The sequence below is a fragment of the Pseudomonas trivialis genome (genome assembly GCF_001439805.1).
Classification (GTDB): domain Bacteria; phylum Pseudomonadota; class Gammaproteobacteria; order Pseudomonadales; family Pseudomonadaceae; genus Aquipseudomonas; species Aquipseudomonas trivialis.
The window spans coordinates 202,918-217,979 of sequence record NZ_JYLK01000002.1 but is presented as its reverse complement, the minus strand read 5'-3'; the positions used below and the strand labels follow the sequence as shown (position 1 = coordinate 217,979).

Genomic DNA, 15,062 nt, shown 5'->3' with positions numbered 1-15,062 from the left:
AACATTTGCCCGGGAGGAGCGGCCTATTAAACCGCTTTTCGCCAAAGGCCCCTCATTGGGCGTGCGCTTGCTGGTGCTGGTCGTGCTTTCGGTCGCGCTGATGGTGGTCGACGCCCGCTTTGCGCTGCTCAAGCCCGTGCGCAGCCAGATGTCGCTGGTGTTGATGCAGACTTACTGGATCACCGACCTGCCGCAACGGCTCTATCAGGGCGTGGCCAGCCAATTCGGCAGCCGCACCGAGCTTGCCGCCGAAAACGAAAAACTCAAGACTGAAAACCTGCTGCTGCAGGGGCGCATGCAAAAACTGGCGGCCCTCACCGAGCAGAACGTTCGGCTGCGCGAGTTGCTCAATTCCTCCGCGCTGGTCAACGAGAAGGTCGAAGTGGCCGAGCTGATCGGCATGGATCCCAACCCCTTCACCCATCGCATCATCATCAACAAGGGTGAGCGCGACGGCGTGGTGCTCGGCCAACCGGTGCTCGATGCCCGTGGCCTGATGGGGCAGGTGGTCGAATTGATGCCCTACACCTCCCGCGTGCTGTTGCTCACCGACACCACCCACAGCATTCCGGTGCAGGTCAACCGCAACGGTCTGCGGGCGATTGCCAGCGGCACTGGCAACCCCGAACGCCTGGAGTTGCGTCACGTGGCCGACACCGCCGATATCAAGGAGGGCGACCTGCTGGTCAGCTCCGGCCTTGGCCAGCGGTTCCCGGCGGGTTACCCGGTGGCGACGGTCAAGGAAGTGATCCACGATTCCGGCCAGCCGTTCGCCATTGTGCGTGCCGTGCCGACTGCCGCCCTGAACCGCAGCCGTTACCTGCTGCTGGTGTTCAGCGATAACCGCACCCCGGAAGAGCGCGCCAACGATGCCGCGCAGGCCCAGGAAGCGGAAGACAAGCGCAACGGCACGCTGCCGGTCACCCCCGCCATCGTGCCCAAACCGGCCTTTGTGGGGCCGCCGGCGCCGGCAAATCTTCCTGCAGCGGCGCCTGTGGCGACACCCGCCAAGCCCGCCACGCACAGCACTCGTCCGGCCAAACCGGCAGCCAGCACCACGCCTGCCGCGAAGCCGCCTGCCGGCGCTGCGACCACCACGCGGCAGAGGGAGGAATAATGGCCAGTACTCATTCGCGCAATGGCTGGATGGTGTGGCTGACGTTCGCCGTCGGCTTGCTGCTCAGCGTATCGCCGCTGCCGCAGTTCATGGAGATCCTGCGCCCGTTGTGGCTGGCCTTGCTGATGGCGTTCTGGGCGTTGCACCTGCCCCACAGAGTGGGCATGGTCACCGCGATGTTTCTGGGCTTGGCGGAAGATGTGCTCTATGGCACCTTGCTCGGCCAGAACGCGCTGATCCTGACCCTGATTACTTTTCTGGTGCTGTCGTTGCAGCAGCGTTTGCGCATGTTCCCGATGTGGCAGCAGTGCCTGGTGATCCTGGTGATCTTCGGGCTGGCGCAGTTGGTGCAACTCTGGCTCAGCGCCTTGACCGGCAACCGTCAGCCGACGCTGGCGCTGGTATTGCCGGCCCTGGTCAGTGCGCTGTTGTGGCCCTGGGTCAGTTTTGGCCTGCGTGGTCTGCGTCGCCGCTACAAAATCAATTGAATGGATTGCGAGGCTCTGCTTGGTTATCGAACCCCACAGGGAGAGTCTGCAATGAATTCGCTTTATCTGGCCTCGGGTTCTCCCCGACGGCGTGAACTGCTGAACCAGATCGGTGTGCCCTTCACGGTGGTCAGCGCCGCCATTGACGAAACACCTCTTACCAATGAATCGCCCGTTTCCTACGTCGAGCGTCTTGCGCGCGGCAAGGCAGCGGCGGGTTTCGCCGTGCTTGAAACACCCTCCAGTGCCTGCGTGCTGGGCGCCGACACCGCGGTGATTGTCGATGGACTGATTCTCGGCAAACCCGTGGACCAGGCCGATGCCCTGGCGATGTTGATGGCTCTCGCAGGAAGTGAACACGAGGTGCTGACCGCCGTGGCCCTGACGGATGGTCAGCGCTGCGAAACCCTGTGTGTCAGCAGCCGTGTTCGTTTTCGCGAGATCGGCATCGAAGAAGCCACCGCCTACTGGCACAGTGGCGAACCCCGGGACAAGGCGGGTGGCTATGCTATCCAGGGGCTGGGGTCGGTGTTTGTTGCCGGGCTCAATGGCAGCTATTCCGCCGTGGTCGGTCTGCCGGTGTGCGAAACCGCGCAACTGCTCGGCCGATTCGGCATACCCTGTTGGCAAAACCTTACCGTGCGCTGAACGCCGTATTACAGCGCCAAGCCTTGAGCGATCGGTCACTATTGTGAAAACGCCAGAACGAGACCCAGCCATGAGTGAAGAGATTCTGATCAATATCACGCCGATGGAATCGCGCGTGGCGGTGGTAGAGAACGGTGTTCTGCAAGAAGTGCACGTCGAGCGCACCCAGAAACGCGGGATTGTCGGCAACATCTATAAGGGCAAGGTGGTGCGCGTGCTGCCGGGGATGCAGGCGGCGTTTATCGACATCGGCCTGGACCGCGCCGCATTTATTCACGCGTCGGAGATCTCCCTGCGCGAAGGGCCTGCGGTGGAGAGCATCAGCGCTCTGGTGCATGAAGGGCAGAGCCTGGTGGTGCAAGTCACCAAGGACCCCATCGGCTCCAAAGGCGCGCGGCTGACGACGCAGCTGTCGATTCCCTCGCGCTATCTGGTGTACATGCCGCGCACAGCCCATGTCGGCATTTCCCTCAAGATTGAAGACGAAGGCGAACGCGAACGCTTGAAAAAAGTCGTCAGCGACTGCGTGGCGGCCGAAGGCATCAAGGAAGCCGGTGGCTTCATCCTGCGCACCGCCGCCGAGGGCGCCGGTGCCGATGAAATCCTCATGGACATCCGCTACCTGCGGCGCCTGTGGGACCAGATCGGCGAGCAGATCAAGACCATCGGCGCGCCCAGCGTCATCTATGAAGACCTCGGCCTGGCGCTGCGCACCCTGCGCGACCTGGTCAGCCCGAAAATCGAAAAAATTCGCATCGACTCGCGGGAAACCTTCCAGCGCACTACACAATTTGTGGCCGAACTGATGCCGGAAATTGCCGACCGCCTGGAGCATTACCCTGGCGAGCGGCCGATCTTCGACCTGTATGGCGTCGAAGACGAGATCCAGAAGGCCCTGGAGCGCAAGGTGCCGCTCAAGTCCGGCGGCTATCTGGTGGTGGACCCGGCAGAAGCCATGACCACCATCGACGTCAACACGGGGGCGTTCGTCGGCCATCGCAATCTGGAAGAGACCATCTTCAAGACCAACCTCGAGGCGGCCACGGCGATTGCCCGCCAACTGCGCCTGCGCAACCTGGGCGGCATCATCATCATCGACTTCATCGACATGGAGGACGAAGAGCATCAGCGTCAGGTGCTGCGCACTCTCGAGAAGCAATTGGAGCGCGATCACGCCAAGACCAACATTATCGGCATCACCGAGCTGGGGCTGGTGCAGATGACCCGCAAGCGCACCCGCGAAAGCCTCGAACAGGTGCTGTGCGAACCCTGCAGCAGTTGCCAGGGACGCGGCAAATTGAAGACCCCGGAAACGGTTTGCTACGAGATTTTCCGGGAAATCCTGCGTGAGGCGCGGGCCTACCAGGCTGAAGGTTATAGAGTGCTGGCTAACCAGAAAGTGGTCGATCGGCTGCTGGACGAAGAGTCCGGCAACGTCGCTGAGCTGGAGGGGTTTATCGGGCGCACGATTCGCTTCCAGGTCGAAACCATGTATTCCCAGGAACAATACGACGTGGTGCTGCTCTGATCCCCAATCGCCTGTTTTCTTCGAGCCCGGCAGACCTTGATCCGCCGTCCGCCCACCGCTTTGAGGGTCGCCTGACATGGAGCGTCTGATACGCTTTTTTGCCGCTTTGACCCGCTGGGGCCTGGGCCTGTGCGCGCTGCTGCTGGTATTGGCGGCGGTGTACGTGAGCCTGGGGCGTGAATTGACCCCGCTGGTCGCCGAATACCGCGCCGAAATCGAGGCCAAGGCCCAGGCGGCAGTGGGCATGCCCCTGCGTGTCGGCAGCCTGGAAGGGCGCTGGAGCGGTTTCGCCCCCGTGTTGCTGGCCCACGATGTGATGATCGGTGAGGGCAACAGCGCCTTGCGTCTGGATCAGGTGGAGGTGGTGCCGGATATCTGGGCCAGCCTGATTGCCCGTGAAGTGCGCCTTGCGCACCTGCAAGTCAGCGGCCTGCAACTGAGCGTCAAGGAAGACAAGGATGGCCATTGGGCCCTGCAGGGCTTGCCGCTGCCGGACGACCAGCCGCTGGACCCGCAGCAGTTGCTCGAGCGTATGCAGCGGGTCAAGCGCGTTTCGGTGCTCGACAGCCAGGTCACCCTGCAACCCTTCGATCAGGCGCCGGCGACCCTCACCTACGTTGGCCTGAGCCTGCACACTGGCACTGATCGCCAACGCCTGGATGCGCGCCTGACCCTTCCCGATGGCCAGCCGCTGGCCCTGAACCTGCGCACGCGCATCCGCGCCAGCCAGTGGCAGGATGGCGAGGCCCAGGCTTACCTGAGTCTACCCCAGAGCGACTGGGCCAAGTGGATTCCCGCCCGGCTCACCCAGCAATGGGCACTCACCGAATTCAAGACTGGCGGCGAGCTCTGGCTGACCTGGGCCAAGGGCACCGTGCAAAGCGCTGCGGCGCGTCTCAATGCGCCCGAGATCAAAGGCAGTTATGCCGGGCGCAAGCCGGTGCATATCGAGAATGTTGCCCTGACAGCGTACCTGCAGCGCAGTGACACGGGCCTTAAGGTGCTGTTTGACTCGCTGGCGATGAACCTCGGCGACAACCGCTGGGAATCGCGCCTGCAATTGCAGCAGGCGCTGGCGACCGACAAGGCTCCGGAAACCTGGAAGTTGCAGGCCGATCGTCTGGACCTGACCCCGATTACTCCCCTGTTGAATGCCTTGGCGCCGCTGCCTGAAGGCTTCGCCAAAACCATCGAGCATCTCAAGGTCACCGGCCTGCTACGCAATGTGCTGGTGGATTTCCGGCCCCAGGACGACACCGACCAGAAACTCAGCTTCGCCGCCAATCTTGAGCGCGTGGGTTTCGATGCCTATTCCGGCGCGCCGGCGGCGCGCAATGTCTCCGGCAGCATCAGCGGCGACTTGGGCCAGGGCGAGTTGCGCATGGACAGCAAGGATTTTTCCCTGCACCTGGACCCGATCTTCGCCAAGCCCTGGCAATACATTCAGGCCAATGCGCGGCTGACCTGGAAGCTGGATAAACAAGGCTTCACCCTGATAGCCCCTTACATCAAGGTACTGGGCGAGGAAGGCAAAGTGGCCGCCGACTTCCTGATTCGCCTGCACTTCGATCATAGTCAGGAAGACTACATGGACCTGCGGGTGGGCATGGTCGACGGCGATGGGCGCTTTACGCCCAAGTACCTGCCGGCGGTGCTGAGCCCGGCCCTGGATGAGTGGCTGCGCACGGCGATTGTCAAAGGCGCGGTCGACCAGGGTTTCTTCCAGTATCAGGGGTCGTTGAACCATAACGCGTTGCCGGCTTCGCGCAACATCAGTCTGTTTTTCAAAGTGCATGACGCCGAGCTGGCGTTCCAGCCGGGCTGGCCCCATGTCGGCAAGGTCAACGGCGAAGTGTTCGTCGAGGAAAGCGGCGTGCGCATTCTGGCCAACAAGGGCCAGTTGCTCGACACCAAGGTCAAGGACGTCTACGTCAATATTCCCCATGCCCCAGCGGGCAAGGACAGCCACCTGCTGCTGACCGGTGGTTTTTCCGGCGGCCTGGGCGATGGCCTGAAAATTCTGCAGGAAGCGCCGATTGGTACGGCGTCGACCTTTGCCGGCTGGAAAGGCGAGGGCGACCTGCAAGGCAAGCTGGACCTGGATGTGCCGCTGGCCAAAGGCACCGAGCCGAAGATCGTGGTGGACTTCCAGGCCGACAAGGCTCGCCTGCAGTTGGCCGACCCGACCCTGGACCTCAACCAACTGAAGGGGAATTTTCGCTTCGACAGCGCCAAGGGCTTGAGCGGTGATCAAATCAGCGCCCAGGCGTTTGATCGGCCTATCAGCGCGCAGATCTTCGCCGAGGGCAGGCCGGGTGCTATCAGCACCCGTGTGGTCGCCAAGGGTCAGGTCACGGTCAAGCGGCTGACCGACTGGCTGAACGTCACCCAGCCGCTGCCGGTGTCCGGCGATATCCCCTACCAGTTGCAAGTCATCCTTAATGGCGCAGACAGTCAGTTGATGGTCAATTCCGACCTCAAGGGCGTGGCGGTGGATCTGCCGGCGCCATTTGGCATGCCGGCGAGCCAGGGTCGTGACAGCACGTTCCGCATGACCCTGCAGGGCGCCGAACGGCGTTACTGGTTTGATTACGGGGAGCTGGCGAACTTCACCTTTGCCGCACCGCCGGACAACTTCAATGAGGGGCGCGGTGAGTTGTTCCTCGGTGATGGCGATGCCGTGCTGCCGGGTGCGAAAGGCCTGCGCATTCGCGGCGTGCTGTCGGAGCTGGATATCGACCCGTGGAAGAAACTGGTTGGCCGCTACGCCGGTAATGACCCGGGTGGCAGCGCCAAGCAACTGCTCAGTGGCGCGGACTTCAAGGTCGGCAAGCTGACAGGCTTTGGCAAGCAGTTCGATCAGGTCAGCCTGCTGCTGGACCGCAAATCGGCTGCCTGGGGCCTGCAGCTCGACAGCCAGCAGGCCAAAGGCACGGTGAACCTGCCGGATGCCAAGGGCGCGCCCATCGCGATCAACCTGCAGTACGTGAAACTGCCTGCGGTTGACCCCACAGTGCAGGCGGATGAAAACGCGCCGGACCCGCTGGCCGACATCGACCCCAAGGACATTCCCGCGCTGGATATCAACATCGATCAACTGTTCCAGGGCCCGGACCTGGTCGGTGCGTGGTCGCTGAAAATCCGGCCGACGGCCAAGGGCCTGGCTTTCAACAGCCTGGACCTGGGCCTCAAGGGCTTGCAGCTCAAGGGTGCGGGCGGTTGGGAAGGCACGGCCGGCGACAGCAGCAGCTGGTACAAGGGGCGCCTGGACGGCAAGAACATTGCCGATGTGCTCAAGGGCTGGGGCTTTGCGCCTACCGTGACCAGTCAGGAGTTCCACCTTGATGTGGACGGCCGCTGGCCGGGCTCGCCGGCGTGGGTCGGGCCCAAGCGCTTCTCCGGGATGCTCGATGCCGATTTCCGCCAGGGTCAGTTTGTCGAAGTCGAGGGCGGTGCCCAGGCGTTGCGGGTGTTTGGCCTGCTCAATTTCAACTCTATCGGCCGTCGCCTGCGCCTGGACTTCTCTGACCTGCTCGGCAAGGGCTTGAGCTATGACCGGGTCAAAGGCCTGCTGGCGGCCAGCGATGGCGTGTTTGTGACACGAGAGCCAATCACCATGGCCGGGCCTTCGACCAACCTCGAACTCAATGGCACTCTGGACCTGGTGGCCGACCGCGTGGATGCCAAGCTGCTGGTGACCCTGCCGGTGACCAATAACCTGCCGATTGCGGCACTGATTGTCGGCGCGCCGGCCATCGGTGGCGCGCTGTTCCTGATCGACAAGCTGATCGGTGACCGCGTTTCGCGCTTCGCCAGCGTGCAATACACCGTGCAAGGGCCATGGAAGGATCCGAAGATTACCTTCGACAAGCCTTTCGAAAAGGCCAAGTGAGACGTGATGGAGTAGCCTGTGGCTATTCTTCTATGGAGTATCGGCCATGACGTTTGCGGTAATTCAGATGGTCAGCCAGAGCGACGTGCTGGCCAACCTGGCCGAGGCCCGGCGCCTGCTGGAGCAGGCCGCCCAGGGCGGTGCCCGGCTGGCGGTGCTGCCGGAAAACTTCGCCGCCATGGGCCGCCGCGACGTGGCCGATATCGGCCGCGCCGAAGCCTTGGGCGAAGGCCCGATCCTGCCATGGTTGAAACAGGCCGCCCGCGACCTCACCTTATGGATAGTGGCCGGCACATTGCCGTTGCCGCCCAGGGATCAACCGAATGCCAAGTCCACTGCCTGCTCGCTGCTGATCGATGATCGCGGTGAGGTGGTTGCCCGTTACGACAAACTGCACCTGTTCGACGTCGACGTGGCGGATGCCCGGGGTCGCTATCGCGAATCCGACGACTATGCTTTTGGCAGCACTGTAATAGTGGCGGACACCCCCGTCGGGCGATTGGGCCTGACGGTGTGTTACGACCTGCGCTTCCCGGAGTTGTACAGCGAGTTGCGTGCGGCGGGCGCTGAGCTGATCAGCGCGCCCTCGGCCTTTACAGCGGTTACCGGCGCTGCGCATTGGGACGTGCTGATCCGCGCGCGGGCCATCGAAACCCAGTGTTACGTGCTGGCGGCGGCTCAGGGCGGCGTGCACCCGGGGCCAAGGGAAACTCACGGACATGCCGCTATCGTCGACCCTTGGGGGCGCGTGCTGGCGCAACAGGATCAAGGCGAAGCGGTGTTGCTGGCCGCACGCGACAGCACGGAACAGGCGTCGATACGGGCGCGCATGCCGGTGGTGAATCACCGGCGCTTTTTCTCGCAGGGCGCGCAGCGACCTGCTTCAGAACGATGAATTTAAGGCCAAACCTATGAGCGAGTTGTTGTCCTCAGTCAGTGAACACCTCCTGGCACCCGGTGGCGTGACCATCGAAAGCTTGCAAACCGTGCTCGGTGACCTGGCCGGGCCAGGCATCGATGCGGCCGACCTGTATTTTCAGGGGCAGATTTCCGAGTCCTGGTCGCTGGAAGACGGCATCGTCAAGGAAGGCAGTTTCAACCTCGACCAGGGCGTGGGCGTGCGTGCGCAATCCGGCGAAAAGACCGGGTTTGCCTACAGCAACGCGATCACCCTCGAGGCGCTGGGCCAGGCCGCGCGCGCCGCGCGTTCGATCTCCCGCGCTGGCCGGAATGGCACGGTGCAGGCGTTCAGTACCCAGGATGTCGCTCAGTTGTACGCCCCGGATAACCCGCTGGAAGTGATCAGCCGTGCGGAAAAGGTCGAGCTGCTCAAGCGCGTCGACGCCGCCACCCGTGCGCTGGATCCGCGAATCCAGCGCGTCACCGTAAGCATGGCCGGGGTGTGGGAGCGCATCCTGGTGGCGTCCACTGACGGCAGTCTGGCAGCGGATGTACGCCCACTGGTGCGTTTCAATGTCAGCGTGATCGTCGAACAGAACGGCCGCCGCGAACGCGGTGGGCATGGCGGCGGCGGGCGTACCGACTACCGGTATTTCCTCGCCGACGACCGCGCCATGGGGTACGCCCGTGAAGCGCTGCGCCAGGCACTGGTCAATCTGGAAGCGATTCCGGCGCCGGCGGGCACGTTGCCGGTGGTGTTGGGGTCCGGTTGGTCCGGTGTGCTGCTTCACGAAGCCGTGGGCCATGGTCTGGAAGGTGACTTCAACCGCAAGGGCAGTTCGGCCTACAGCGGGCGCATGGGCGAAATGGTCGCGTCCAAACTGTGCACCATTGTCGATGACGGCACGCTGGCCGGCCGTCGTGGCTCGTTGACGGTGGACGACGAAGGCACGCCGACCGAGTGCACCACGCTGATCGAGAACGGCGTGCTCAAGGGCTACATGCAGGACAAGCTCAATGCCCGCCTGATGGGCGTGGCGCGCACCGGTAACGGTCGTCGCGAGTCCTACGCGCACTTGCCGATGCCGCGCATGACCAACACCTACATGCTCGGCGGCGAAAGCGACCCGGCGGAAATCATTGCGTCGGTCAAGCGCGGGATCTATTGCGCCAACCTCGGCGGCGGCCAGGTTGATATCACCAGCGGCAAGTTCGTGTTTTCCACCAGCGAGGCGTACCTGATCGAAGACGGCAAGATTACTGCGCCGGTCAAAGGGGCGACCTTGATTGGCAACGGTCCGGAAGCGATGAGCAAGGTGTCGATGGTCGGTAATGACCTGTCGCTGGACAGCGGCGTGGGCACGTGCGGCAAGGATGGGCAGTCGGTGCCGGTGGGTGTCGGCCAGCCAACGCTGAAGATTGATGCGATCACCGTGGGTGGCACGGGGTCGTAAGGGATGGAGCTTCGGGTGGCGCAGACCGCCACCCGGGGAAGAGGATCAGCGCAGGCCGCGTTGAGTCTCGTCCAGCTCTCGGATGTACTTGAAGATTTTACGGCTGGTGGCTGGCGCCTTGTTATGCGCCTGCTCGTGCTGGGCCTGACGGATCAGGGAGCGCAGTTGCTGGCGGTCCGCGTCCGGGTAATCCAGCACGAATTTCTCCAGCACGGCGTCATCGCCCGCGATCAGGCGGTCACGCCAACGTTCCAGGTTGTGGAAACGTTCGTTGTACTGGCGAGTGGAGGCATCGGTTTGATCAAGCAGGGCCAGGATGGCGTCAATGTCCTGATCGCGCATCAATTTGCCGATAAACATGATGTGCCGTTTACGCGCGATATTCGCGCTGTGCTTGGGCGCATCGGCCAGTGCCCGGCGCATTTCGTCGGTCAGTGGCAGTTTTGCAATCAAATCTTTCTTGAGCGTTGTAAGGCGCTCGCCGAGGTCAACCAGCGCATGCAGCTCGCGTTTGACCTGGGTTTTGCTTTTCTCCCCATCGAGGGAGTCGTCGTAAGAATCAACCATGGTGGCAGTCCGCAAAGAAACGCCGCCATGATAACCAGTCGGGGGCCGCTTGTCCGGCCCGGTCGCTCGATGGCCTTAACCGAAAGCAGATTTTGAGTGGAGAAAACCATGAGTGCAGCCCAAAGCGTCGGTCCGCAAGCGTTACCGGCACTGCAGGAACAAGTCGAGCAGATCCTTGCCGAAGCCAAGCGCCAGGGGGCCGGTGCCTGCGAAGTGGCGGTGTCGCTGGAGCAGGGGCTGTCGACTTCGGTGCGTCAGCGGGAAGTGGAAACCGTCGAGTTCAACCGTGACCAGGGGTTTGGCATCACCCTGTACGTGGGTCAGCGCAAAGGCTCGGCGAGCACCTCGGCCAGCGGCCCGGACGCGATACGCGAAACCGTCGCCGCCGCCCTGGCGATTGCCAGGCACACTTCCGAGGACGAAAGCTCGGGGCTGGCCGACAAGGCACTGATGGCCAGGGACGTACAGGACTTCGATCTGTTTCACGCGTGGGATATCACCCCGGAGCAGGCCATCGAACAGGCGCTGACGTGTGAGGCGGCGGCGTTCGATGCAGATGCCCGCATCAAGAACGCCGATGGCACTACGTTGAGCACGCACCAGGGTTGCCGTGTGTATGGCAACAGCCATGGGTTTATCGGTGGTTATGCGTCGACTCGTCACAGTTTGAGCTGCGTCATGATTGCCGAAGCCAATGGCCAGATGCAGCGTGACTACTGGTACGACGTAAACCGCCAGGGCGAGTTGCTGGCCGACCCGGTCAGCATCGGCCAGCGCGCAGCACAGCGCGCCGCGAGCCGCCTGGGTGCGCGCCCGGTGCCAACCTGTGAGGTGCCGGTGCTGTTTTCCGCCGAGCTGGCCGGGGGCTTGTTCGGCAGTTTCCTGGGGGCGATTTCCGGCGGCAACCTGTACCGCAAATCCTCGTTCCTTGAGGGGGCTATCGGTCAGAAACTGTTTCCGGAGTGGATGACCATCGATGAGCGTCCGCACCTGATGCGCGCCATGGGCAGTTCATCGTTCGATGGCGATGGCCTGGCCACCTATGCCAAGCCGTTCGTCGAGCAGGGTGAGTTGGTGTCCTATGTGTTGGGCACCTACGCCGGTCGCAAGCTCGGCCTGCCCAGCACCGCCAATGCAGGCGGTGTGCATAACCTGTTCGTGAGCCATGGCGATGAAGACCTGGCCGCGCTGTTGCGTCGCATGGGGCGGGGCCTGCTGGTGACCGAATTGATGGGCCATGGCCTGAACATGGTTACCGGGGATTACTCGCGTGGCGCCGCGGGTTTCTGGGTGGAGAACGGCGAGATTCAGTTCGCCGTCCAGGAAGTCACCATCGCCGGCAACATGCGCGATATGTTCAAGCAGATCGTGGCAGTCGGGAATGATCTGGAACTGCGCAGCAACATTCGCACAGGTTCGGTACTGATCGAGCGGATGACAGTGGCGGGCAGCTGACCCCCCCGTCGCCTCAAATAAAAAAGCGCGCTGTCCACACGGATAGCGCGCTTTTTTTATGCCTGGATTGCCGACGGATCACTCTGCCGCCATTGCGTTGATTCTGATTATCATTTAATAATAAATATCATTACCGAATGAGTGTGGATCATGAGTTCCGTCCTGCATGAAGATCCCTACCTCGAAAGTTGGCGCTGGATGAGCCGTCAGATTCGCTGCGGCCTCGATCCCAACGAGCCGCGTCTTATCGAGCATTACCTCAGCGAAGGTCGATACCTGGCGTGCTGTACGGCGACTCACCCTTGGACAATTGCTGAAACCTCATTCCGCCTGCTGATCGACACCGCCAGCGATATTGCCCTGCCGTGGCACTGGCGATCCCTGTGCCTGGACCAGGCCTGGCGCCCGCTGCGCGATCTGGAAAAACTCTCCCGCTGTGCCTGTCGCCTCAAGCGCTGGCAGGCGTTTGCCTGGCAATTGGCAACGTGCCAATTGCAGCCCTCTCTTTCTGTTTCTGACCTGGCGCAAGGATCCTCCGATGAGTAACACCCGAATCGAACGCGACAGCATGGGCGAACTGCACGTACCCGCCGAGGCTCTCTACGGCGCCCAGACCCAGCGCGCCGTGGACAACTTCCCGATCAGTCATCAGCGCATGCCGGCGCCCTTCATTCGCGCGCTGATCCTGGCCAAGGCCGCCGCCGCCAAGGCCAATGTCGAGCTCAAACAGATCAGCGAAGGGCAGGGCAAGGCCATCGTCGACGCCGCTCAGGGTTTGCTCGAAGGCGACTTCATGCGCCACTTCCCGGTGGATATCTTCCAGACCGGCTCCGGCACCAGCTCCAACATGAACGCCAACGAAGTGATCGCCACCCTCGCCAGCCGCCTGCTGGGCGAGGTGGTCGACCCCAACGATCATGTCAATTGCGGGCAAAGTAGCAACGACATCATCCCCACCACCATTCACGTCAGCGCGGCAATGGTGCTGCATGAGCAAACGTTGCCGGCGCTGCTGCATCTGGTGCAGGTGATCGAGCAGAAAGCCGAGCAGGTGCATCCGTTCATCAAGACCGGCCGCACCCATCTGATGGACGCCATGCCAGTACGCATGAGCCAGGTGCTCAACGGCTGGGCACAGCAGCTCAAGGCCAACATCGGGCATCTGCAGGACCTGCTGCCCAGTCTGCAGGCCCTCGCCCAGGGCGGCACCGCCGTGGGCACGGGCATCAACGCACCTCCCGAATTCGCCACGCGCTTCAGTCAGCAACTGAGCAGCCTGACCGGCGTAAAGTTCACCCCGGGCAAGAACCTGTTCGCGCTGATCGGCTCCCAGGACACCGCCGTCGCGGTGTCGGGCCAACTGAAGGCGACCGCCGTGTCGCTGATGAAAATCGCCAATGACCTGCGCTGGATGAACTCGGGCCCATTGGCCGGCTTGGGCGAAATCGAACTGCAAGCCTTGCAGCCGGGCTCATCGATCATGCCCGGCAAGGTCAATCCGGTGATCCCCGAGGCGACGGCCATGGTCGCCGCGCAGGTGATAGGCAATGACACGGTGATCACCATCGCCGGCCAGTCGGGCAACTTTGAACTCAACGTGATGCTGCCGATCATCGCCCAGAACCTGCTCAGCAGCCTCGAACTGCTGGGCAATTCCAGCCGTCTGCTGGCGGACAAGGCGATTGCCAGCTTCAAGGTCAACGAAGCCCGGCTCAAGGAAGCGTTGTCGCGCAATCCAATTCTGGTGACAGCACTCAACCCGATCATTGGTTACCAGAAGGCGGCTGAAATCGCCAAAAAGGCCTATCAGCAGGGTCGCCCGGTGATCGATGTCGCCCTTGAACACACTGACTTGCCGCGTAGCCAACTGGAGGTCCTGCTGGACCCGGAAAAGCTCACGGCCGGCGGTGTGTAATCACCGACCCTGTTTTGGAGGCTCACCATGGAGCACTGGAAACGCACGATCGAACGGGCCAACCGCTGCTTTATGGCAGGTGAACTGGTTGACGCTCGCGAGGCCTACCTGCAAGCCCTGGCCCTGGCACAAGTGTTGTTCGAACGCTGGGCGGATGCTGACGAAGCCGTGGCAGCCTGCGTCATTTCCCATCACAACCTGGCGGACCTGCACCTGCGCCTGAACCAGCCAGAGGAAAGCGCCGAATACCTCTGCGCCGTGCATCAGCGTCTGTTGCAGACCATGCAGGACTCGCGTCTGCCGCCGCAACTGCGCGAGGCGGCATTGCGCCAAAGCAGCAAAACCTACGTCGAACTGCTGAATTTCATCAGCGATCACGGTGAATACCCACGCACCCACCGCCTGCTGGGCGGTGCCGCGGTGCAACCGACCCCGTCTCAATACGGAGCACATTGATATGAGCTACACCTTGCCTGCCTTGCCTTACGCCTACGATGCCCTGGAACCGCACATCGATGCGCAAACCATGGAAATCCACTACACCAGGCACCACCAGACCTACATCAACAACTTGAACGCTGCGGTTGAGGGCACTGAGTTTGCCGACTGGCCGATTGAAAAGCTGGTGTCCAGTGTCCAGCAGTTGCCCGAAAAATTGCGCGCCGCGGTGATCAATCAGGGCGGCGGCCATGCCAACCACTCGTTGTTCTGGGCCGTCATGTCGCCTAAAGGTGGTGGCAAGCCCGAAGGTGCACTGGGCAAGGCCATCGATGAACAACTGGGTGGTTTGGACAGCTTCAAGGAGGCATTCACCAAAGCTGCTCTGACCCGCTTCGGCAGCGGTTGGGCGTGGCTGAGCGTTACTCCGCAAAAGACCCTGGTGGTGGAAAGCAGCGGTAATCAGGACAGCCCGCTGATGAACGGCAATACCCCGATCCTGGGCCTGGATGTCTGGGAACATGCGTATTACCTGCTGTACCAGAACCGCCGCCCTGAATACATCAACGCCTTCTACAGCGTTATCAACTGGCCCGAAGTGTCTGCACGCTACCAGGCCGCCGTGGTCTGACATTATCTCCATAACAAGACCTAAGGCCG

The 15,062-nt window shown here is 62.3% G+C and carries 13 protein-coding genes; 12 read left to right on the top strand and 1 reads right to left on the bottom strand.

Annotated elements, in window-relative coordinates; translation table 11 throughout:
* The first annotated feature begins 25 nt into the window (after positions 1-25).
* From mreC to tldD, 7 genes are all read left to right on the top strand, one after another.
* Entirely contained in the window at positions 26-1,117 is a 1,092-nt protein-coding gene (gene mreC / locus TU79_RS04380; RefSeq protein WP_082638346.1) for a rod shape-determining protein MreC, read from the top strand.
* Positions 1,117-1,605 carry a rod shape-determining protein MreD gene (gene mreD / locus TU79_RS04375; RefSeq protein WP_057006882.1) on the top strand — a complete coding sequence of 163 codons (489 nt, stop codon included), beginning with the start codon at positions 1,117-1,119 and terminating at the stop codon, positions 1,603-1,605. Before mreC ends, mreD begins: the two co-directional genes overlap by 1 nt.
* A gap of 51 nt (positions 1,606-1,656) precedes the next feature.
* Positions 1,657-2,253, top strand: a complete 597-nt coding sequence (locus tag TU79_RS04370) for a Maf family protein (protein WP_057006881.1) — start codon at positions 1,657-1,659, stop codon at positions 2,251-2,253.
* 70 nt (positions 2,254-2,323) lie between these two features.
* Complete coding sequence (gene rng / locus TU79_RS04365) at positions 2,324-3,781, top strand: ribonuclease G (RefSeq protein WP_057006880.1); 1,458 nt, start codon at positions 2,324-2,326, stop codon at positions 3,779-3,781.
* A 76-nt stretch (positions 3,782-3,857) separates the two neighbouring features.
* A complete protein-coding gene (locus tag TU79_RS04360; RefSeq protein ID WP_057006879.1) occupies positions 3,858-7,673 on the top strand; it encodes a YhdP family protein in 3,816 nt (1,271 codons plus the stop codon).
* A 46-nt stretch (positions 7,674-7,719) separates the two neighbouring features.
* Positions 7,720-8,568, top strand: a complete 849-nt coding sequence (locus tag TU79_RS04355) for a carbon-nitrogen hydrolase family protein (protein WP_057006878.1) — start codon at positions 7,720-7,722, stop codon at positions 8,566-8,568.
* 16 nt (positions 8,569-8,584) lie between these two features.
* A complete protein-coding gene (tldD, locus tag TU79_RS04350; RefSeq protein WP_057006877.1) occupies positions 8,585-10,027 on the top strand; it encodes a metalloprotease TldD in 1,443 nt (480 codons plus the stop codon).
* Between the two features lie 45 nt (positions 10,028-10,072).
* Here tldD and yjgA read toward each other — a convergent pair whose 3' ends face one another.
* Positions 10,073-10,594, bottom strand: a complete 522-nt coding sequence (yjgA, locus tag TU79_RS04345; RefSeq protein ID WP_004372117.1) for a ribosome biogenesis factor YjgA — start codon at positions 10,592-10,594, stop codon at positions 10,073-10,075.
* Between the two features lie 108 nt (positions 10,595-10,702).
* On the opposite strand from yjgA, the gene pmbA reads away from it, so the two are divergent.
* The 5 genes from pmbA (at position 10,703) to TU79_RS04320 (ending at position 15,033) form a co-directional block, all read left to right on the top strand.
* The gene (gene pmbA, locus TU79_RS04340; RefSeq protein ID WP_057006876.1) at positions 10,703-12,049 is read left to right on the top strand and encodes a metalloprotease PmbA; all 1,347 of its coding nucleotides are present in this window, start codon (positions 10,703-10,705) and stop codon (positions 12,047-12,049) included.
* A 150-nt stretch (positions 12,050-12,199) separates the two neighbouring features.
* Positions 12,200-12,595: a hypothetical protein gene (locus tag TU79_RS04335; protein WP_057006875.1), complete on the top strand. Its 396-nt coding sequence runs from the start codon at positions 12,200-12,202 to the stop codon at positions 12,593-12,595.
* Positions 12,588-13,964, top strand: coding sequence for a class II fumarate hydratase (locus tag TU79_RS04330; RefSeq protein ID WP_057006874.1), 1,377 nt, complete (start codon positions 12,588-12,590; stop codon positions 13,962-13,964). The genes TU79_RS04335 and TU79_RS04330 overlap by 8 nt, the downstream gene beginning before the upstream one ends.
* A 27-nt stretch (positions 13,965-13,991) precedes the next feature.
* Entirely contained in the window at positions 13,992-14,420 is a 429-nt protein-coding gene (locus TU79_RS04325) for a DUF2753 family protein (RefSeq protein WP_057006873.1), read from the top strand.
* Between the two features lies 1 nt (position 14,421).
* Positions 14,422-15,033 carry a superoxide dismutase gene (locus tag TU79_RS04320; RefSeq protein WP_057006872.1) on the top strand — a complete coding sequence of 204 codons (612 nt, stop codon included), beginning with the start codon at positions 14,422-14,424 and terminating at the stop codon, positions 15,031-15,033.
* The last annotated feature ends 29 nt before the right edge of the window (positions 15,034-15,062 follow it).

Coding starts and splice junctions, on each gene's coding strand:
- mreD (WP_057006882.1), top strand. CDS start 1,117: ATGGCCAGTACTCATTCGCGCAATGGCTGGATGGTGTGGCTGACGTTC.
- TU79_RS04370 (WP_057006881.1), top strand. CDS start 1,657: ATGAATTCGCTTTATCTGGCCTCGGGTTCTCCCCGACGGCGTGAACTG.
- rng (WP_057006880.1), top strand. CDS start 2,324: ATGAGTGAAGAGATTCTGATCAATATCACGCCGATGGAATCGCGCGTG.
- TU79_RS04360 (WP_057006879.1), top strand. CDS start 3,858: ATGGAGCGTCTGATACGCTTTTTTGCCGCTTTGACCCGCTGGGGCCTG.
- TU79_RS04355 (WP_057006878.1), top strand. CDS start 7,720: ATGACGTTTGCGGTAATTCAGATGGTCAGCCAGAGCGACGTGCTGGCC.
- tldD (WP_057006877.1), top strand. CDS start 8,585: ATGAGCGAGTTGTTGTCCTCAGTCAGTGAACACCTCCTGGCACCCGGT.
- yjgA (WP_004372117.1), bottom strand. CDS start 10,594: ATGGTTGATTCTTACGACGACTCCCTCGATGGGGAGAAAAGCAAAACC.
- pmbA (WP_057006876.1), top strand. CDS start 10,703: ATGAGTGCAGCCCAAAGCGTCGGTCCGCAAGCGTTACCGGCACTGCAG.
- TU79_RS04335 (WP_057006875.1), top strand. CDS start 12,200: ATGAGTTCCGTCCTGCATGAAGATCCCTACCTCGAAAGTTGGCGCTGG.
- TU79_RS04330 (WP_057006874.1), top strand. CDS start 12,588: ATGAGTAACACCCGAATCGAACGCGACAGCATGGGCGAACTGCACGTA.
- TU79_RS04325 (WP_057006873.1), top strand. CDS start 13,992: ATGGAGCACTGGAAACGCACGATCGAACGGGCCAACCGCTGCTTTATG.
- TU79_RS04320 (WP_057006872.1), top strand. CDS start 14,422: ATGAGCTACACCTTGCCTGCCTTGCCTTACGCCTACGATGCCCTGGAA.